The sequence below is a fragment of the Rhodococcus sp. 15-649-2-2 genome (assembly GCF_002258645.1).
Taxonomy (GTDB): Bacteria; Actinomycetota; Actinomycetes; order Mycobacteriales; family Mycobacteriaceae; genus Rhodococcoides.
This window is the reverse complement of the sequence record NZ_NPFM01000030.1, coordinates 190,247-210,204: the sequence shown is the minus strand read 5'-3', so window position 1 is coordinate 210,204 and position 19,958 is coordinate 190,247. Positions and strand designations below refer to the sequence as shown.

The window sequence follows — 19,958 nt, the reverse complement described above, 5'->3', positions numbered from 1 at the left end:
TGCGTGTCGGTTACAGATCACTCACCGACGACGATGTATCCGTCCGTCGTCAGCTTGTTGTCCGGCCCGAAGACCAGGTTGCCGTAGGAACCGGTGGCGGGCTCACCTGCATCGCTGAAGTTCAGCGCGCCCGTGATTCCGTCGTAGTCGATATCCGTTCCGGCCTTGACGAGCGGAAGGCACTCGGCGTAGCTGGTGCACTTGGTGCCGTCCTTGGTGATGCTGTTGATGTTGGCAGCGATATCGGTGCCTGCCGTCGACTTCGCCTGCTCGGCCGCGAGTGCCGAGATGACCACTGCGTCGTAGGACTCACCGGCGTAGTTGAAGTCCACCAGCGCCGGGTCGACTCCCTTGAGGCGGTCCTGGAAGGCCGTTCCGACATCGGTCAACGGGGTGGTTCCGCGCATGGTGTCCAGCAGACCTGCTGCCACAGACTCACCGAGCGCATTACCCATGTTGCCGTCGACGCCGAACACTGCCGTGCCGTCGGACGGTCCGATGCCGATCTCGTGCATACGGGTGATGATCTTCGCGGACTCCTCGAAGCCGATGATGGCAACGGCATCCGGGTTGAAGTTCTTCACGCCGTCGACCTCGGCGTTGAACGACTGTGCGTTCGGGTCGTAGATGGTCGTCTGAATCTGGTCTGCCGCGATGCCTGCCTCTTCGAGGTTGTCCGCGGTGTTCTTGGCCAGACCCGTGCCGTAGGGATCGTTGAGCGCGAGGATGGAGACGCGCTGCGCGCCGTCCTCGGCGATCAGCTGCGAGAGTGCCTGTGCCTGCAGCACGTCGGTGGGAGCGGTACGGAAGTACTGTCCCTTGTCCGGGTAGCAGACGAACTGGTCCGAGGTGTTGGCGGGCGAGAACTCCACGACGCCTGCGCTGGCGATCTTGTCGATGACCTTGAGGGAGACCGAGGACGATGCTGCACCGACGATGACGTTCGCGCCGCCGGCGAGCAGGCGGTCGACCGTGGTGTTGGCGGTGTCCGTCGTCGTATCGCCGGAGTCACCGGGGATGAGGGTGACGGGCTGATCGAGGACGCCACCGGCGCCGTTGACGTCGTTGACGGCCAATTGAACACCGGCAACCTCGGGCGGTCCGAGGAAGGCCAGGGTTCCGGTCTCGGGGAGAAGGGTTCCCACCACCAGAGGCGACGTGTCGGGGGTTGCCCCGGCAGTGGCCTGCTCGGGCGTGCAGTCGGTGGAGACGGTCGTTTCCGCGGCTGCAGTGCCGCCGCTGGCACTGGTGGTATCGGTCGAGCCGGAGTCGTCGCTCGACGAACAGCCGAACAGTGCGAGCGAGGTGACGCTCAGCACCGCAGCCGTGCGGACATAGGTCCGAATTGCCATCTAGGTTCTCCTTGAAATTGCTCGTCGTTGAAGCGCACCTGAGTTACATGTGGCTCACGTGTGGATCAGACGCTAATGCTCGGAGTCGATTCGCAAGGCCTAGAACGACGCTCGTGACCTGACTGTGACCTAGAGAGACGAAGTTTTACGTGGCCGTAGCTTTCGCGAGCCGATCAGCCCTCTGCCGCAGGCTTGTTCGCAGGAGTACCGAGTGTCTCGATCACAACCTCGGCGACAGCCTTCATCGTCGTTCTGCGATCCATCGCTGCTCGTTGAATCCACTTGAACGCCTGCGGTTCTGTGAGCGATTGCGACTCCATCAGAATGCCCTTGGCCTTCTCGATCAACTTCCGCGTTTCCAGTCGATCCTGCAGATCGGCTATCTCGGATTCGAGTGCAGAGATCTCGCTGAAACGACTGGCTGCCAACTCCACCGCGGGCATCAGATCTGCTTTGGTGAACGGCTTGACCAGATAGGCCATCGCTCCGGCGTCACGTGCCTTCTCGACCAGCTCACGCTGACTGAACGCGGTGAGAATGACGACGGGGGCGATGCGCTTCTCGGCGATCTCCGACGCCGCATCTATCCCGTCTCGACGCGGCATCTTGACGTCCATGATGACCAGATCGGGACGTAGTTCGACGGCCAAGTCCACCGCCTGCTGACCGTCCGCGGCCTCCCCGACCACGTCGTAGCCCTCTTCGCGGAGCATCTCCACGAGGTCCAATCGAATCAGGGATTCGTCCTCTGCCACCACCACACGAAGCGGGGGCTTGCCAGTACCGTGCGCACCAGGAGCGTTCATCTGTATCGGTCTCCTTTGACAGTCATCGCCCATCAGGGCCGTCGAGCATCTGAAGGGTACCGGTGCGCGCCCCCGAAAGCGCATCTTCTAAACTCGTCAATCGTTGCTTGAAAGACGCCAGCCCTCGTATCCCAATTGGCAGAGGAAACGGATTCAAAACCCGTCCAGTGTGAGTTCGAGTCTCACCGAGGGCACCACAGCAGCAAAGCGCGTCGAGCGGTCGATCGGTAAAGGCCGCCCATGATCGCGCCTACAGTGGAGTCATGTACATACCCAGCAGTCTTCGATGCCATGACACCAGCGCGGGCAAATTGTGCGCGCAGAAGGTCGACCACCGTTTCGGAGATTCCGCGGACCAGTCCGCTCAGTGGGTGTACTACACCTGCAGCGCGGACTCCGCTCACGAGACCGGTTACGTCGACCGCCTGGTCACCGCCTGAATCATGTTCGTAGAGCGCGCCTACGTCGATGCCGACGACGTCGGATCGGATTGGCCCTTCACCGTGCCTGCAGTCGCCGACCTCGCTCGCGACGGACTCGAATTCCTGGCGCCGGTCACAATTCTGGTCGGCGACAACGGTTCCGGTAAATCGACCCTTGTCGAGGCGATCGCCGAGGGTTTCGGAATCGATGCCCGCGGCGGGCGGGCGGCGCAGCAGTCGCGTCGACTCGACGAGGTGACCAGCGCCCTCGGCGAGGTGCTCGAGTTGGAAACCACACCGCGGGGTTCTCGAATGCTTCGTGGCCCACGACTGCAGAAACGCGGCTTCTTCCTCCGCGCCGAAACCGCATTCGACATGGCCGAAAACCTCGGTGGTATGCCGGGTTTCTGGGAAGAGAACACAGCCGAGATGAGTCACGGCGAAGGCTTCCTCGCCATGTTCGGTGCGATGTTGGCCGAACCCGGCTTCTATGTCCTGGACGAGCCCGAGTCGGCTCTGTCGTTCACCGCAAGCCTGCAGCTCGTCGCGCTGATGTCCGAACTGGGCGACGAGGGGGCACAGATCGTCTGTGCCACGCACTCTCCGATCCTGGCCTCGACACCGGGCGCGGACATCGTGGAAGTGGGCGAACACGGTCTGCGCCGAAGCACCTGGGACGAACTCGAATTGGTGCAGCACTGGCGTCGATACCTCGACGATCCGAACAGCTACCTCCGCCATCTGCTCGGCTGACCTGCAGCCCGTCGCTCACCCTGCCGTCAGCGAGACCTCCTGACGACGACGCACGCTCCCCGGTGACACCCCCGTCGCGCGTTTGAACGCCTTACCGAACGCCGCCTCCGAGAGATAGCCACTGCGCCGGGCCAATTCGGCTACCGAGACATCGCCCGACCGAAGACTGTCGTGGGCGATCTGCATCCGCCACATCGAGAGGTAGCGCATCACCGATTCACCGACCAACTCGGTGAATCGGGCAGAGAACGCCGAACGAGACATCTTCACCTCGGCAGCCAGTGCGGCAACCGTCCACTGCGCGTCGGGGTTTCGATGAATGAGGGCGAGCGCCGCGCCGACCTGAGAATCCGCGAGTGCGCCGAGCCATCCGGACCGTCCCCGCTCGTCGTCCGCCATCCACGACCGCAGAGCCTGGATCACCAGCACGTCGGACAGCCTGGTGATGACCGCTTCTCCCCCAGGCTCCAGCGAGGTCGCCTCGTCGGCGACCATGGCCAAGAGCGAGTGCATCCGAGACTGCCGCGGGCCCGAATCCGCATCGATGACGACGAGCGCAGGCAACACACCGATGAGTTGCTGCGCCGCCGGATGATCCAGTCGCACTGCGCCGCACATGAGCGTCGCGCTCGCTTCCCCGCTGCCGCTTCGGATGACCGCGTATCGATCGCTGACGTAGTCGTGCGGAAGGTCGTAGACAACAGGCGCACTCACTGCTGCGTCGTCATCGCTGGCGAGCACGTGCCCGCGGCCGTGCGGAACCAGAGCGAAGTCACCGGGAAGGAGGTCGCGAGTGGGGACGCCCGGCACCGACAACCGACATCGCCCGCTGACGACGGTGTGGAACCAGAGCGCGTCTTCCATGGACGGCAACTCCAAACCCCACGACCCGGACAGCTCGGATCTGCAGTAGAAGGATCCTGTCATTCGCAGAAAGTGCAGCGCCTCCCCGAGGGGATCGGGCGACTTCCACGGGTCGAGTCCACGCATTGATCGATCGTCTCACAGCGTGGACGATCGGACATCTTTTGGAGCCGATAAGTCATTGTCCATCCAGCTCTGGACGTCCAGAGTGGATGCAGTGACAACGGACTCAACGGAAGGAACACCATGATCACGATTCTGGGAGCGACCGGTCAGGTCGGATATCGCGTCGCCGAGAGACTTCTGAAGGAGGGAAGGCACGTGCGCGCAATCGGCCGGAACACCGCTCGCCTCGACGCGCTGGCGGCTGGTGGCGCGCACACCGTCCAGGCGGACCTGACACCCGTGCCGGCCGCATCCTTCGCGGGGAGCGAGGCCGTGTTCGCGATGCTGCCGAGCAATCCCTACGCCGAGGACTTCGCCGCCGAGCAGGCAATGTGGGGCGCCTCGATCGTCGATGCCCTCCGCGTGTCCGAGGTGGAGAGGATCGTGGCGCTGAGCAGCCTCGGTGCCGATCGCCTCGACGCACCCGGCGTCATCGGCTGCCTCGCCGAACAGGAAGAACGCCTCCGGACATTGACCGATCGGAGCCTTCACCTGCTGCGTCCGGTGTCGTTCTTCGAGAACTTGCTTCCGGCGGCGCAACAGCTGACCGACAGTGGAACACACGTGGACTCGGTGGACCCGCACCTTCCGATTCCGATGATCGCCACCTCGGACATCGCCGACGCCGCCGTACGGGCACTGACCGATTCGCCGTGGGACGGTGTACGCACCCAGGTTCTGCTGGGCGAGCGAGACCTCAGCTACGCCGAGGCCACGGCAATTCTCGGAGAACGACTGGCAATCACAGCGGCGCGTTACGAGCGCCTGCCGTACGAGGCCATGGCAGACGTGCTCGTCTCGATTGGATTCTCGCGATCGTATGCACAGTTGTACGTCGACATGACCAGGGCATTCAACACCGAAGAACTGACCCGTGACGTTCGCCGGTCACCCGACAACAGCACCGAGACCTCCTTCGAAGAATTCGCGGACTCGATTCCGGCACCGGCAGCCGTGTCATGATCGACCGAATAGCCTCCGCATCAACACTTGTCGGCGCAATCGGATCAGCATTGATGGCGGGAGTGCTGCTGGCGTTCTCGATCAGCGTGCTGCCCGGACTGAAGACCCTTCCGGTTCCGGTCGCGATCTCCTCGATGCAGAGTGCCAATGCGGCGATCCTCAATCCGCTGTTTCTCATCCTGTTCATGGGCACGGCGCTGTCCTGCGTGATCGCAGCCGTGTCGACTCCGTTCACCGACCGCGGCCACTCCGCACTGATCATCGCCGGGGCAATGCTGTACGTGATCGGGTGCTTCGCGGTCACGGTCACACTGAATGTGCCCCTCAACGACGCGTTGGCTGCAGCCGACTCGACCACCGCGGCAGGAGCGGCGACGTGGGAAGAGTTCACGACGAAGTGGGTGCTGTGGAACAACATTCGTACCGCGGCCGCGACCGCAGCATGCGCGGTCCTGATTCTGGGTCAGGGCAGATCGGTACTGGGCTGATCGGACGTCGAATCCTGGTGTCGCTTGCGAATTTCTTCCTCGAACCGCGCGATGAGGTGGTCGGTGTCGACGGTCGAGACGTCGCGTGCGCCCTCGTCCATCGCCGCGTCACGCCCCCGGCGCAGTGCGGCGAGTTCGGCTTCGAGTTCGTTGTTGTCGAGTACACGTGGATCCAACATCTCTCCATTGTGGTCCCCACTCCCGCACCCCCGCGGGGATTTGCTTCAATCGCGCCATGAACGTCGTGCACAGTTTCGAGCCGATCGTCGGCCCGGGCGCAACCACCCTGGTGCTGGGCTCCATGCCCGGCGTCGCATCGCTGGCGGCGCAGCAGTACTACGCCCATCCACGAAATGCGTTCTGGCCGATCATGGGAACGTTGTTCGGTGCCGGACCCGAACTCCCGTACGACGCACGCACAGAGTGCCTCCGAGACCACCGAATTGCCGTCTGGGATGTACTGAAACTGTGCACGCGCGCGGGCAGTCTCGATTCGGCAATTGTCGAATCATCTATCGTTGCAAACGATTTCGAGTCACTGTTCGCGCAGCAGCCGAATATCGACAGGGTGTTCTTCAACGGAGCCAAGGCGGCCGAGAGCTACCGACGTCACGTGGCGACGGGACTGCCGCTCCCCCGCGTCGAATTCACCCGGTTGCCCTCTACCAGTCCGGCGCACGCCTCACTGGACCTTGCAGCCAAGACTCGGGCCTGGGCGAGCGCGTTCAGTCGCGGACCCGCTTCGGAAAATGTCGAATGAGGCCTTCCTGCACGACCGTTGCCAGCAACTGGCCGTCCATCGAGAAGAAACGACCGGTGGCCAGGCCACGCGAGCCGGCGGCGACGGGTGATTCGGTGGCGTACAGGGCCCACTCGTCGAACCTGAACGGTCGGTGGAACCAGATGGAGTGGTTCACCGTGGCGGCGACGATCCGATCGAGTCCCCACGACAGTCCGTGAGTGGTGATGATCGAATCGAGCACGGTGGTGTCCGACGCGTAGCCCATGGTCGCGGCGTGAAATATCGAGGCGTCGGGCAGATCGCCGTCGGCCTTCATCCAGACTCGATTGTGATTGAGCTTCTCACCGGTACCGTGCATGATCCAGGCCGGATCGTTCGCGTAGCGCATGTCGATCGGCTTGAGAGCATCGACGAACATCTGGAGTCGATCCTCGTACCCGACGAAATGATCGCCCAGGGGTGGCAGCGCGTCGGGGTACGGAACCTCGGGAACCTCGACGCTGTGTTCCAGGCCTTTACCGAAATCTTGGAACGCTGCGAGCATGACGAACAGCTCGTTGCCGTCCTGGACAGCAGTCACCTGACGGTTGGCGAAGGCGCGGCCGTCGCGCTGGCGCGAGACCCGGTATTCGATGGGCTTCTTGACATCACCACCGCGGATGAAGTGGGCGTTGATCGCGTGGACGTCCCGCGACGTGCCGGACACGGTGCGACCCGCTGCGATCAGGCCCTGTGCGACCAGTTGTCCCCCGAACGTACGGCTCCCCACCTTCTCGGGGTGAACGCCGACGAACACGTCCTCCTCGATCTCCTCCAGTGCGAGGAGATCGAGGAGCGTCTCGAGATCGGTCTTCACCGCTGTACTGCTCGGCGCGCTTTCGCTGACGCCGGTTCCCCCCGCTTCGACCACTTACCGGTCCTCTTCTCCGATTCGGTGCACATGGATCAAGTTGGTCGAGCCTACTGTGCCGGGAGGGGCACCGGCCACGATCACGACCTGATCGCCCTTGTTGTACCGACCGAGTTCGAGCAGCGCCTTGTCGACCTCTTTGACCATCGCGTCCGTGGACCCCACGTCGGGTACCAGGAACGTCTCGGTTCCCCAGCTCAACGACAGCTGGCTGCGTACCTCGGAGATCGAGGTGAACGCGAGAAGAGGAAGCTTGGTGTGCAGACGGGCCAACCGTCGAACGGTGTCACCCGACTGTGTGAAGGCCACGAGAGCCTTGGCATCCAGCCGCTCTCCGATGTCGCGGGCGGCGTAGGAGATCACGCCGCGCTTGGTGCGCGGGACGTGTGTCAGCGGCGGAACGCTGTCGCCCTCGGTCTCGACCGTCTCGACGATGCGCGCCATGGTCCGCACCGTCTCCATGACGTACTTGCCGACCGAGGTCTCACCGGACAGCATCACCGCATCGGTGCCGTCGAGCACCGCGTTGGCCACGTCGGAGGCCTCGGCGCGCGTCGGACGGGAATTCTCGATCATCGATTCGAGCATCTGAGTCGCGACGATGACTGGCTTGGCGTTGGCGCGAGCGATCTGAATGGCGCGCTTCTGCACCAGCGGGACCTGCTCGAGCGGCAACTCGACGCCGAGGTCACCGCGGGCAACCATGATGGCGTCGAACGCGAGCACGATGGCTTCGAGGTTGTCGACAGCCTCGGGCTTCTCCAGCTTGGCGATGACGGGAACTCGGCGGCCGACACGATCCATGACGGCATGGACGAGTTCGACGTCCGCGGGCGAACGGACGAACGAGAGCGCGATGAAGTCGCATCCCAGAGCGAGTGCGAATTCGAGGTCCGCGATGTCCTTCTCGCTCATGGCCGGAACGGACACGTCCATGCCGGGCAGGGAGACGCCCTTGTTGTTGCTGACCGGTCCACCTTCGGTGACACGACACAGCACGTCGTTACCTTCGACTCCGGTGACCACGAGGCCGACCTTGCCGTCGTCCACAAGGAGGCGGTCGCCTTCCTTCGCGTCCTGAGCCAGTTCCTTGTAAGTGGTCGACACCCGGTCGTGGGTGCCTTCGCACTCCTCGACGGTGATACGGATCAGCTCACCGCTGGCCCAGGTGGTCGAGCCCTCGGCGAAGCGGCCGAGACGAATCTTCGGTCCCTGCAGGTCGGCCAGAATGCCCACGGCTTTGCCGGTGGCGTCCGACGCTGCGCGGACCCTCTCGTAGTTGGCCTGGTGATCGGGGTGATCACCATGGCTGAAGTTCAGTCGTGCGACATCCATTCCACTCTCTACGAGTTCACGGATTCGCTCTGTGGTTGCGGTTGCGGGTCCAAGGGTGCAGACAATCTTCGTACGTCGGCTCACGAAAGCGAGCCTAGCCGCTGGACGCCCCGTTCTCTATCGCAGACGTTCCCAGTCGGATACTACCGATCGGTAGCCTCGCTACGCCGCTGCTGGGACGGTCTGCACCGGTTCAGAGACGAGCGTCACACCACCGCGAGAGGCAGTGCCGTGGGGTGCACCGGAGACGGCAATTCCGAGTGCCCGGTGAGGAAAGCGTCGACTCCATGAGCCGCCGATCGTCCCTCTGCGATCGCCCACACGACCAACGACGCACCTCGATGCGCATCTCCGCAGACGAACACCCCAGGCGCGGTGGTCTGCCAGTCGGGACCACACGACAACGCACCACGCTTGGTGAGCGCGAGGCCGTACTCGTCGAGCAACGGACCGTGCTCCACGCCTTCGAAACCGATGGCGAACAGCGCCAGATCACAGGGCAGTTCGACCTCTTCACCGATCGGTGTGACGACGCGTCGACCGTCCGCGTCACGCTGCACCTCCACCTCGGCCAGCACCATGGCACGCACGTGTCCGCGCTCGTCACCGAGGAAGCGCTGCACGGCCACCTGATGACGTACAACGCCGCCCTCGGCGTGCGCAGGCGAGGTGCGCAGTACCAACGGCCACGACGGCCACGGCGACAGGCTGTCGTCGCGTGCCCCGGGCAGAGCAGGGTTGTAATCGAGCTGGGTGACCGACGCGGCACCTTGGCGGTGCGCCGTACCCAGACAGTCGGCCCCGGTGTCGCCGCCGCCGATGATCACCACATGCTTGTCCGCGGCCGAGATCGACGTGGGACCGTCGCCCTCACATTCCTTGTTCGACGGCACCAGGTGCTCCATCGCCAGGTGGATACCGTCGAGTTCGCGACCGATCACCTCGGTGTTGTCTCGGGCCCGCAGAGCGCCGACCGCCAGCACGACGGCATCGAAGGATTCGCGGAGCTGCTCGACCGTGAAGTCGATGCCCACCTCGCAGTCGGTCACGAAATGTGTTCCCTCGGCCCGCATCTGCATCAGGCGCTGATCCAGCACCGACTTCTCGAGCTTGAACTCCGGGATGCCGTACCGGAGCAGACCGCCCAGGCGGTCATCCCGCTCGTACACCGTGACGTCGTGCCCGGCGCGTGTGAGCTGTTGTGCCGCAGCCAATCCCGCAGGACCGGATCCCACGACGGCGACTCGCTTACCGGTGGTGATCGTCGGCGGCTGCGGAACGATGCTGCCCTCTTCCCAGGCCAGATCCGCGATGGTCTGCTCGACCCGCTTGATCGTGACGCTACCGCCGGTGGCCGCCTCGGAAATCGAAAGCACACAGGCTGATTCGCACGGTGCCGGGCACACCCGACCGGTGAACTCCGGGAAGTTGTTGGTCGCGTGCAGTCGGTCGCTCGCCGCATCCCACCGGTCACGACGAACCAGATCGTTCCACTCGGGAATGAGATTGCCCAGCGGACAACCTGCAGTTCCGGAGTGGCAGAACGGAATTCCGCAGTCCATACAACGACGTGCCTGATCGGAGACCTCCGCGGCCCGTTCGCTCGTCGGCTGGTGCGAATACACCTCGTTCCAGTCCTTGACGCGCTCACCGATCGGACGCTTGACAGCCTCGCGCTTGACGACTTTCAGAAATCCCTGTGGATCAGCCACGTGCAGCCTCCATGATCGCAGCATCGACGTCGCGCCCTTCGGCACGCGCCATTCGAGTCGCTTCCAGCACCCGCTGGTAGTCGACGGGCATGACTTTGGTAAACAGCGCGGACCGGCGTGGCCAGTCGGCCAGCAACGAGGTCGCGACGGTGGACCCGGTCCAGCGCTGGTGATTCTCGACGGTCTCGCGCAGCCACACCAGATCGTCCGGGTTGGGGACCTGCAGTTCGACCATCGCCATGTTCACGTCGGCCGGATCGAGACCGAGAACGAAGGCGATACCGCCGGACATTCCCGCGGCCATGTTGCGACCGGTCGGGCCCAGCACGACGACCCGGCCACCGGTCATGTACTCGAACGCGTGGTCACCCACGCCCTCGTTCACCGCGATCGCTCCCGAGTTCCGGACCGCGAAGCGCTCCCCTGCCTTGCCCCGCAGGTACACCTCGCCCGAGGTTGCGCCGTACAGAATGGTGTTGCCGGCGATCACGTTGTCCTCGGCGACGAAGGGCGCATCGTCGGCCGGGCGCACCACGATGCGACCACCCGACAGTCCTTTACCGACATAGTCGTTCGCGTCACCGACCAGATCGATCGTGATACCCGGCGGCAGGAAGGCACCGAGCGACTGCCCTGCCGATCCGGTGAACGCAACGCGAATGGTGTCGTCCGGGAGCCCACCCGCGCCGTAGCGTCGGGTGACCTCGGACCCCAGAAGCGTTCCGACAGTGCGGTTGACGTTACGTACCGGCAGCTCGAGCTTCACCGGATGCGCGTCCTCCAGCGCTCCCTCCGCCAACTGGATCAGCGTCCGATCCAGCGCGAGATCGAGTCCGTGGTCTTGCCCGCGGAGGCGTCGACGCTGCGACATCGGGGCACCGTGCCGGTCGACGGGCATCGCGAAGATCGGAGCAAGATCCAGGCCCTTGCTCTTCCAGTGTGCGACGCCTGCGGCTGTCTCCAGTACGTCGGCGTGGCCCACTGCCTCGTCGATACTGCGGAAGCCGAGCTGCGCGAGGTACTTTCGCACGTCCTCGGCGATGAACTTGAAGAAGTCCTCGAGAAACTCCGGCTTCCCGGTGAACCGCTTGCGCAGCTCCGGGTTCTGGGTCGCGACCCCGACCGGGCACGTGTCGAGGTGGCAGACACGCATCATGATGCATCCCGCCACGATCAGCGGAGCCGTCGAGAATCCGAATTCCTCCGCACCGAGAAGTGCCGCGACGATGACGTCTCGACCGGTGCGCATTCCACCGTCGCACTGCACGGTGATGCGGTCACGCAGGCCGTTGAGCACCAGCGTCTGCTGAGCGTCGGCCAGGCCGATCTCCCACGGAGCGCCGGCATGCTTGAGCGAGGTCAACGGTGCCGCCCCGGTTCCGCCGTCGTATCCCGAGATGAGGACGACGTCGGCGTGCGCCTTGCTGACGCCCGTCGCCACCGTGCCGACGCCGACGGAACTGACGAGCTTGACGTGTACGCGCGCATTCTCGTTGGCGTTCTTGAGGTCGTGGATCAGCTGCGCGAGATCCTCGATCGAATAGATGTCGTGGTGCGGGGGCGGCGAGATCAAGCCGACGCCCGGCGTCGAATGTCGCGTCTTCGCGACCCACGGATACACCTTGTAGCCGGGCAACTGACCGCCCTCGCCTGGCTTGGCTCCCTGCGCCATCTTGATCTGAATATCGGTGGCATTGACCAGGTAGTCGCTGGTCACCCCGAAGCGGCCACTGGCCACCTGCTTGACGGCACTGCGGCGCTTCGGGTCGTAGAGGCGGTCGACGTCCTCACCGCCCTCACCCGAGTTGGACCGGCCGCCGAGGTTGTTCATCGCCACGGCCATCGTCTCGTGCGCTTCGGCGGAAATGGATCCGTAACTCATCGCTCCGGTGTTGAACCGCGTCACGATCGATTCGACCGACTCCACTTCGTCGAGCGGAACCGGCGGCCGCACACCATCTTTGAACTCGAACAAACCACGCAGGGCACCGCCTTCACGAGCAAGCCGGTCCACCTCGTCGGTGTACTTCTGGAACACGTCGTAGCGCCCGGTGCGGGTCGCGTGCTGTAACAGGAACACCGTTTCGGGCGTGAACAGGTGCAGTTCCCCTTCCCGCCGGAACTGGTACTCACCGCCGATTTCCAACCGACGGTGAACTCGGTCGGTGGGGTTCTCGGGGTACGCCCGACGGTGGCGCAGCTTGACCTCCTCGGCGAGCACGTCCAGGCCGACGCCGCCGAGCTTGCTGACCGTGCCCTTGAAATACTCGCGCACCACCTCGCGATCGAGACCGACCGCCTCGAAAACCTGTGCGCCGGTGTAGGACCCGACGGTCGAGATGCCCATCTTGGACATCACCTTGAGCACACCCTTGCCGAGACCGTACAGATAGTTCCGTACTGCGATCGTCGGTTCGACGCCGGTCAGCTCACCCTCGCCGACGAGATCCTCGATCGATTCCATCGCCAGATACGGGTTGACCGCGGCGGCACCGAATCCGATGAGCAGCGCGAGATGATGGACTTCGCGTGCATCGCCGGATTCGACGACGAGTGCGATCTTGGTGCGCTCCTTGGTGCGCACCAGATGGTGGTGTACGGCCGAGGTGGCCAGCAACGACGGAATCGGAGCGCGGGTGTGGTCCGAGTCGCGATCGGAGATGATCAGCGTCGTGTACCCGGCAGCGATGGCTTCCGATGCCCGAGCACGCAGTTCCTCGATGGCCTCGGCGAGACCTTCGCCGCCGCGCTCGACCTCGTAGAGGCCCCGCAACACCGTCGCCGACAATCCGGGGTGGTCGCCGTCGTCGTTGATGTGGATGATCTTGTTCAACTCGTCGTTGTCGAGCACCGGCCACGGCAACACGATCTGCCTGCACGACGCCGCGGTGGGCTCGAGCAGGTTCTGCTCGGGACCCATCACCCGCGCGAGCGAGGTCACGATCTCCTCCCGGATCGAATCCAGCGGCGGGTTGGTGACCTGGGCGAACAGCTCGATGAAGTAGTCGTAGAGCTGACGCGAGCGCTGCGACATGACTGCCGCAGGGGTGTCGGTGCCCATGGACCCCAGTGGCTCTCCCCCGGATGCGGCCATCGGTGTCAGTACGACGCGCAGGTCTTCCTCGGTGTAACCGAACGCGACCTGCCTGCGCACCACGGAGTCGTGGTTGTACTGAATGTGCGCGCGCTCGGGCAGGCTCTTGATCTCGAGCAGTCCGGCATGCAGCCACTCCTGATACGGATGTTCGGTGGCCAGTTGGAGCTTGATCTCCTCGTCGGGTACCAATCGTCCGGCGACGGTGTCGATCAGGAACATCTTGCCCGGCTCGAGTCGGCCCTTGGCGACGACCTCGGATTGCGGCACATCGAGCACGCCGGCCTCGCTGGCGAGGATCACGCGACCGTCGGCCGTCTGCCACCAGCGACCGGGGCGAAGCCCGTTGCGATCGAGTACGGCCCCGACGTAGCTGCCGTCGGTGAACGTCACACAAGCCGGGCCGTCCCAGGCCTCCATCATCGACGAATGGAACTGATAGAACGCCCGCACTCGCGGATCCATCGTGCGGTGGTTCTCCCACGGCTCCGGCACCATCATCATCACCACATGCGGAACACTGCGTCCACCGAGGTGCAGCAGTTCGAGCACCTCGTCCAAGGACACCGAGTCCGACGCATCGGGATTGCAGATCGGGAACAACCGCTCGAGGTCACCGGGGATCAGGTCGCTCGAGAGCAGCGCTTCCCGAGCCCGCATTCGGTTTCGGTTGCCCTTGACGGTGTTGATCTCACCGTTGTGGGCCACGTAGCGATGCGGGTGCGCCAGCGGCCACGACGGAAACGTGTTGGTGGAGAATCGACTGTGAACGATGGCAATAGCGCTCGTGCACAACGGGTTCCGCAACTCCGGGAAGTAGAGCGGCAGCTGCATCGTGGTGAGCATGCCCTTGTAGACGATGGTGCGCGAGGACAGCGATGGAAAGAACAACCCGGAGCCCTCGGCCTCGATCTCGGGGGTGACCCGTTCCGAACGCTTACGCAGCGCGTACACCAACCGATCGAGCGCCAGACCGGCCGGCCGCACGCCGTCGACCTCGGGGGCCGTGACGAAGAGGTAGCTCATGTACGGCATACAGCCCAGAGCGGTGACTCCCACGTCGGCTCGATCGGGATCTACCTCGACCGGGACCCAACCCAGGATCTCCAGACCTTCTTCGGTCGCAACGGATTCGACACGTTCGACGGCGAGCGCACGCTCCCGGATTCCCTGCGGCAGAAAACACACGCCGGCTGCAAATGTATTGTCACCGTCGGCTGATGCCGTAGGTAGATCGAACGGCGCGAGAGAGACGAGAAGTTCGACCGGGAGCTGGATCAGAATGCCTGCGCCGTCACCGCTGTTGGGTTCGGCCCCGGCAGCGCCGCGATGTTCCAGATTCTCCAGTGCCAGAACGCCGTCGGCCACAATGGCATGGGACCGTCGTCCCGCGATGTCGGCGATCATCGCCACGCCGCAGGAATCCTTCTCCAAGCTCGGGTCGTACAGACCCTGCTCCGCAGGCATCCGAGAAAACAGCACCACGATCACCTCCACGTAGGCCGGTGGGGTGCGTGAGGGCGAAGCAGCGACTTCGACCGCTGCGCCGTGAGTCTCGGCAACCCCGCCGGCTGGTTCGGTTCATGTCGACCGGAACGGTCTCACAAGCCGAAATAGAAACGCCTGTCGGGAATTCACCGGGACAGCCCTGGCCCGCGAAAGAATCCGAGATTGCTCCCGGTTGGCGAAATCGTAGCAGTTGGAATTCGCAACGATGCAATCGCGAATGCCGGTGGCCGTCGAAACCGTCGTCAGTCGCGCAGCGGTCGACCGTGTTCGTCGCGCACGCTGCCGGTGAGCATCATGATCCCGTCGATCAACGGCCAGATGCCACCGATACCGCAGGTGAGCCACGTGACTGCAATCTGGGCCACTGCAATACCCGGCTGGTTGAGATAGAAACGACCGGCTCCGAATGCGCCCAGGAGGATGTTGAGCAGGCCTGCCGTCAGCTTCTGCTTGTCGGAGAAGGGTTCGCCGGTGACCGGGTGCCGGCCGTAGGGAGCCATCGGGTCCATGAAACCAGGACCACCCGCGTACTGCGGCCCACCGTACTGACCACCCGAGTACGGCGGCGGCGCGAAGTACTGACCCGAACCATCGGCGGGCGGTGGATAACCGACACCGGGAGGAGGTCCGAACTGCTGACCCTGATCGGCGGCACCGGGAGTGTTCGGGGTGCCGTAGTTCGGGGTCGTGTAATTGGGATCGGGTGCGCCGTAAACGGGACCCGAACCTGCAGGACTGCCCTTCTCGAACGAGATCGTCGGTTCCGTGGAACCGGATGCGTCGCCCGGTGATCCGTCGGACGACGATGTACCTGAGTCACTCACTTCGGGCTCCCTTGTTCGAGTGCAGTGCGAACGAGGGCTCAGTCTCTCAGTTTTCGCCCCTGAGCGTCCGATACATTGCCCACCAAAATGAGCACGCCGTCGACGACGTGCCAGACGAAAAGCCCGAACAGCAGAATCAGCCCGAGGCCGAACACTGCGGTGAGCAGAACACCGAAGAAGAACAGGAGCAGCTGGGCGACACCGATCCCGGTACTGCCGAGGTAGAAGCGACCGACACCCAACCAACCGAGAAATATCTGCAGCAGGCCGCCGACGATCTTGGACTTGTCCGACAACGGCTCGCCGGTGACCGGATCGCGACCGTACGGAGCGTCTGGGCCGACGCCGTACGGGTGTCCGCCCGCATAGCCCATGGGCGCACCGAAACCCTGCGACTGACCGAACCCTGGTTGCGGGTAGCCCTGTTGTGGGTAGCCCTGCTGCGGGTAGCCCTGTTGCTGGCCGTACCCCTGCTGCGGGTAGCCCTGTTGCTGGCCGTACCCCTGCTGCGCGTAGCTCTGCGGCTGGCCGTACCCCTGTTGCGGGTAGCCCTGCTGCTGGCCGTACCCCTGTTGCGGGTAGTTCTGGGGTGGGTAGTTTTGGGCCGGGTAGTTCTGGGCCGGCGGGAATCCTCCGACCGGATTGTCGATACTGCCGTCCGGGCTCGGGGCCGGGTAGCTCGGTGTGCTGGACCAACCTGGGCCGTTTCCGATACCCGAATACGTATCCCAGCCCGGCCCCGTGGGCCCGGTGGGGCCGTGCGACGGTGCGGATTCCGAGGTTGCCGGCGGCTCCGAGAGCGACGCCTCGGCGGTGGCACCGTAGTCGAACGGAGTGCCGAACGGCGTGGTCGGCTTGGCGTCACCGTCACTGGAATCGCCTGTGCCGGAACCGGATTCGGGGCCGTGGGTCTTGTCGAAATCAACCACGTGTACTGCCTTCTTCCTCGGCTTTCTTGTCGGACGTCTGCACGTCCCGAGCATCGGTGGTTCGGTCGGTCTCGTCCGCATCGCCGGAGGCATCGCCGTCTGCGGCGTCGTTACCGCCGTCCACGTCGTCGTTCGATTTCAGTGTCGCGGGGTCTTCGCGACCCTTGGTGGCGATGACGAAGTAGGCGACCGCCAGGACGAAGACGATGGCGGATGTGAAGGTGTTGACGCGAAGTCCCGCGATCTTCGTCGCGAAATCGTCACGCATGAGTTCCACCCAGAAACGCCCGACGCAGTATCCGGCGACGTACAACGCGAACAGTCGTCCGTGGCCGATCGTGTACTTGCGGTCGATCAGCACCAGCAGGGCGACGATCGCGAGGCTCCACAGCAACTCGTAGAGGAACGTCGGGTGGACGACCTTCTCCACGAACCCGGTCGACACGCCGTTCAGAGGGTCCAGTCGCCCGTTCGAGTCGACTCGCTCGTAGATTTCCAGACCCCACGGCTGCGTGGTTGCACGACCGTACAGCTCTTGGTTGAAGTAGTTGCCTATGCGGCCGATCGCCTGGGCCAGCAGAATCGGGGGCCCCACCGCGTCACCGAATGCAGGCAAGGGGATCCCTCGTCGACGGCAGGCAATCCAAGCACCGACTCCGCCGAGGAACACCGCTCCCCAGATTCCGAGACCACCGTTCCAGACGTACAGAGCTTCGACCGGATTTCCGCCGGGACCGAAGTACGTCTTCCAGTCTGTTGCCACGTGGTAGAGACGTCCACCGAGCAAACCGAACGGAACGGCCCAGACTGCGACGTCGAGGACGGTGCCCTTGGTTCCCCCTCGAGCGACCCAACGGCGATCGCCCCACACCACCGATACGACGATGCCGATGATGATGAACAGGGCGTAGGCCCGCAGAGCGAGCGGTCCGACGTGCCACACTCCCTGCGCGGGGCTGGGAATGTAGGCCAGAATCTCGGTCGAGGTCACGACGCTACGTTAGCGGAACGGACACCCTCGGCGAGTTCCGTCGTCAGGTCACGCACCGCGTCGAGTCCGTTGTCCACGGCACTGACCAAGGCCGATCCGACGATGACTGCATCGGCGTAGCGGGCGATCTCGGCGGCCTGAGCGCCAGAGCGAACACCGAGGCCGACGCCGATGGGGATGTCGGAGTGCTTTCGGATGCGAGCCGACAATTCGGGGGCCATCGAGGACACCGCGTCGCGGGCACCGGTCACGCCCATGGTCGAGGCGGCGTAGACGAAACCGCTGCTGGCTTCGACGGTGCTGACGAGCCGTTCCTCGGTGGACGACGGAGCTACGAGGAAGATGCGGTCGAGACCGTACCTGTCGGAAACCTCGATCCATTCCTGCGCCTCGTCCGGAATGAGATCGGGGGTGATGATTCCGAGCCCGCCCGCACCGGCGAGATCGCGGGCGAAGTTCTCGATGCCGTATTTGAGGACCAGATTCCAGTAGGTCATGACGACTGCTTTTCCGCCTGCGGCAGAGACCTGCTCGGTCACTGCGAACACGTCCTTGACCCGAGCACCGGCTCGCAGCGCGACGTCGGCTGCGGCCTGAATCGTGGGTCCGTCCATCACCGGATCGGAATACGGAATGCCGACCTCGACGATGTCGCATCCGGCGTCGACCATGGTCTTGAACACCTCGACCGAGCGCGGAACGGTCGGAAAGCCTGCGGGGAGGTACCCGACGAGTGCTGCGCGCCCTTCGGCGCGGCACTGACCGAAGGTCGCAGAGAGGCGAGAGTCGTTGTTGCTCATGGCTTGATACCCACTTCTTCGTCCACGTTCGCGTCGCCGTCTCCGTCGATCAGGCCGAACCACTCGGCCGCGGTGTCGACGTCCTTGTCGCCACGCCCGGACAGGTTGACCAGAATGATCGCACCTTCGCCCAACTCCTTGCCGAGGGTCAGTGCGCCTGCGATGGCATGTGAGGACTCGATGGCCGGAATGATGCCCTCGGTACGGCACAGCAGCTTGAACGCATTCATCGCCTCGGTATCGGTGATGCCCCGGTACTCTGCGCGACCGATGTCATGCAGGTAGGAATGCTCGGGACCGACACCCGGGTAGTCCAAACCGGCTGAGATCGAATGAGATTCGACGGTCTGACCGTCCTCGTCCTGCAGCAGGTACGAGTACGCCCCGTGCAGCGCTCCCGGAGTTCCACCGCTGATCGTCGCAGCGTGACGGCCCGTCTCGACGCCGTCGCCGGCCGCCTCGAAGCCGATCAGCCGAACGTCGGCGTCGTCGATGAACGCATGGAAGATTCCGATCGCGTTGGACCCACCGCCGACACAGGCGGCGATGGCGTCGGGCAGCCTCCCCATGGAGGCGAGCACCTGCTGCCGCGCCTCGAGGCCGATGATGCGCTGGAAGTCGCGAACCATGACCGGGAACGGGTGCGGCCCGGCGACGGTGCCGAAGCAGTAGTACGTGTTGTCCGCGTTGGTGACCCAATCGCGTAGCGCCTCGTTGATGGCGTCCTTGAGGGTGCGCGATCCCGACTTCACGGCCACGACGCTCGATCCGAGCAAGCGCATCCGAGCGACGTTGAGTGCCTGCCGTTCGGTGTCGACCTCGCCCATGTACACGACACATTCGAGCCCGAGCAGTGCGCATGCCGTCGCCGTGGCGACTCCGTGCTGGCCCGCACCGGTTTCGGCGATGATTCGGGTCTTGCCCATTCGCTTCGCCAGCAGAACCTGGCCCAGAACGTTGTTGATCTTATGAGAACCGGTGTGGTTGAGGTCTTCTCGTTTGAGAAGGATACGAGCGCCGCCGGCGTGCTCGGACAACCGTGTCGCCTCGAAGACCGGTGACGGTCGGCCGGTGTAGTCGCGCTGCAGTCGATCGAGTTCGCCGAGGAATTCGTTGTCGCTGCGCACCTTCTCGTACTCGGCGGTGACTTCCTCGATTACACCCATCAGCGCCTCGGGGACGAACCTGCCGCCGTAGACACCGAAGTGACCACCGACATCGGGCTCGTGCGCGCTGCGATCGGTGAGGCCGATGCTGCTCTGCGGCAGATCAGCGCCCTTGAAACGGACTACCTGTGGG

18 protein-coding genes and 1 tRNA gene are annotated in these 19,958 nt (G+C 64.2%); 6 read left to right on the top strand and 13 right to left on the bottom strand.

Annotation, left to right across the window (positions count from 1 at the left end; genetic code table 11):
* Positions 1-17: 17 nt before the first annotated feature.
* Complete coding sequence (locus CH305_RS20570) at positions 18-1,352, bottom strand: ABC transporter substrate-binding protein (protein ID WP_032378976.1); 1,335 nt, start codon at positions 1,350-1,352, stop codon at positions 18-20.
* Positions 1,353-1,525: 173 nt separating this feature from the next.
* Positions 1,526-2,158 (bottom strand): ANTAR domain-containing response regulator, encoded by a 633-nt coding sequence (locus CH305_RS20565; protein WP_032378977.1) that lies wholly within the window; start codon positions 2,156-2,158, stop codon positions 1,526-1,528.
* A gap of 120 nt (positions 2,159-2,278) precedes the next feature.
* Here CH305_RS20565 and CH305_RS20560 point away from each other — a divergent pair.
* From CH305_RS20560 to CH305_RS20555, 3 genes are all read left to right on the top strand, one after another.
* Positions 2,279-2,355: transfer RNA gene (locus CH305_RS20560), tRNA-Leu, on the top strand.
* Positions 2,356-2,421: 66 nt separating this feature from the next.
* Complete coding sequence (locus tag CH305_RS29150) at positions 2,422-2,598, top strand: hypothetical protein (protein WP_165430221.1); 177 nt, start codon at positions 2,422-2,424, stop codon at positions 2,596-2,598.
* A 3-nt stretch (positions 2,599-2,601) separates the two neighbouring features.
* Positions 2,602-3,333 (top strand): AAA family ATPase, encoded by a 732-nt coding sequence (locus CH305_RS20555; RefSeq protein WP_032404005.1) that lies wholly within the window; start codon positions 2,602-2,604, stop codon positions 3,331-3,333.
* A 15-nt stretch (positions 3,334-3,348) separates the two neighbouring features.
* Here the strand turns inward: CH305_RS20555 and CH305_RS20550 are convergent, their stop codons facing one another.
* Positions 3,349-4,323: an AraC family transcriptional regulator gene (locus CH305_RS20550; protein ID WP_094704750.1), complete on the bottom strand. Its 975-nt coding sequence runs from the start codon at positions 4,321-4,323 to the stop codon at positions 3,349-3,351.
* Positions 4,324-4,443: 120 nt separating this feature from the next.
* Between CH305_RS20550 and CH305_RS20545 the strand changes: the two genes are divergently transcribed.
* Positions 4,444-5,325: an NAD(P)H-binding protein gene (locus CH305_RS20545; protein WP_094704749.1), complete on the top strand. Its 882-nt coding sequence runs from the start codon at positions 4,444-4,446 to the stop codon at positions 5,323-5,325.
* Positions 5,322-5,813: a DUF1772 domain-containing protein gene (locus CH305_RS20540; RefSeq protein ID WP_052077721.1), complete on the top strand. Its 492-nt coding sequence runs from the start codon at positions 5,322-5,324 to the stop codon at positions 5,811-5,813. Before CH305_RS20545 ends, CH305_RS20540 begins: the two co-directional genes overlap by 4 nt.
* Here the strand turns inward: CH305_RS20540 and CH305_RS20535 are convergent.
* Positions 5,789-5,992 (bottom strand): hypothetical protein, encoded by a 204-nt coding sequence (locus tag CH305_RS20535; protein ID WP_094704748.1) that lies wholly within the window; start codon positions 5,990-5,992, stop codon positions 5,789-5,791. The two genes, CH305_RS20540 and CH305_RS20535, sit on opposite strands and share 25 nt — an antisense overlap.
* Positions 5,993-6,048: 56 nt before the next feature.
* Here CH305_RS20535 and CH305_RS20530 point away from each other — a divergent pair, with 56 nt between their 5' ends.
* The gene (locus CH305_RS20530; protein ID WP_094704747.1) at positions 6,049-6,573 is read left to right on the top strand and encodes a DNA-deoxyinosine glycosylase; all 525 of its coding nucleotides are present in this window, start codon (positions 6,049-6,051) and stop codon (positions 6,571-6,573) included.
* Here the strand turns inward: CH305_RS20530 and CH305_RS20525 are convergent.
* The 9 genes from CH305_RS20525 to trpB form a co-directional block, all read right to left on the bottom strand.
* Positions 6,539-7,465: an acyl-CoA thioesterase II gene (locus CH305_RS20525; protein ID WP_094704746.1), complete on the bottom strand. Its 927-nt coding sequence runs from the start codon at positions 7,463-7,465 to the stop codon at positions 6,539-6,541. The two genes, CH305_RS20530 and CH305_RS20525, sit on opposite strands and share 35 nt — an antisense overlap.
* A complete protein-coding gene (gene pyk / locus CH305_RS20520; RefSeq protein ID WP_080730620.1) occupies positions 7,466-8,884 on the bottom strand; it encodes a pyruvate kinase in 1,419 nt (472 codons plus the stop codon). It lies immediately after the preceding gene.
* Between the two features lie 122 nt (positions 8,885-9,006).
* Positions 9,007-10,512: a glutamate synthase subunit beta gene (locus CH305_RS20515; RefSeq protein WP_032403999.1), complete on the bottom strand. Its 1,506-nt coding sequence runs from the start codon at positions 10,510-10,512 to the stop codon at positions 9,007-9,009.
* Entirely contained in the window at positions 10,505-15,088 is a 4,584-nt protein-coding gene (gene gltB / locus CH305_RS20510) for a glutamate synthase large subunit (RefSeq protein ID WP_094704803.1), read from the bottom strand. Before gltB ends, CH305_RS20515 begins: the two co-directional genes overlap by 8 nt.
* Positions 15,089-15,357: 269 nt before the next feature.
* Positions 15,358-15,939, bottom strand: coding sequence for a TM2 domain-containing protein (locus CH305_RS29770; protein ID WP_371828277.1), 582 nt, complete (start codon positions 15,937-15,939; stop codon positions 15,358-15,360).
* Between the two features lie 38 nt (positions 15,940-15,977).
* Complete coding sequence (locus CH305_RS20500) at positions 15,978-16,868, bottom strand: TM2 domain-containing protein (protein ID WP_249305407.1); 891 nt, start codon at positions 16,866-16,868, stop codon at positions 15,978-15,980.
* Entirely contained in the window at positions 16,861-17,859 is a 999-nt protein-coding gene (gene lgt, locus CH305_RS20495) for a prolipoprotein diacylglyceryl transferase (protein WP_032403997.1), read from the bottom strand. Before lgt ends, CH305_RS20500 begins: the two co-directional genes overlap by 8 nt.
* Positions 17,856-18,659: a tryptophan synthase subunit alpha gene (trpA, locus tag CH305_RS20490; RefSeq protein WP_032403996.1), complete on the bottom strand. Its 804-nt coding sequence runs from the start codon at positions 18,657-18,659 to the stop codon at positions 17,856-17,858. The genes lgt and trpA overlap by 4 nt, the downstream gene beginning before the upstream one ends.
* The gene (trpB, locus tag CH305_RS20485) at positions 18,656-19,927 is read right to left on the bottom strand and encodes a tryptophan synthase subunit beta (protein ID WP_052058451.1); all 1,272 of its coding nucleotides are present in this window, start codon (positions 19,925-19,927) and stop codon (positions 18,656-18,658) included. The genes trpA and trpB overlap by 4 nt, the downstream gene beginning before the upstream one ends.
* Between the last annotated feature and the right edge of the window lie 31 nt (positions 19,928-19,958).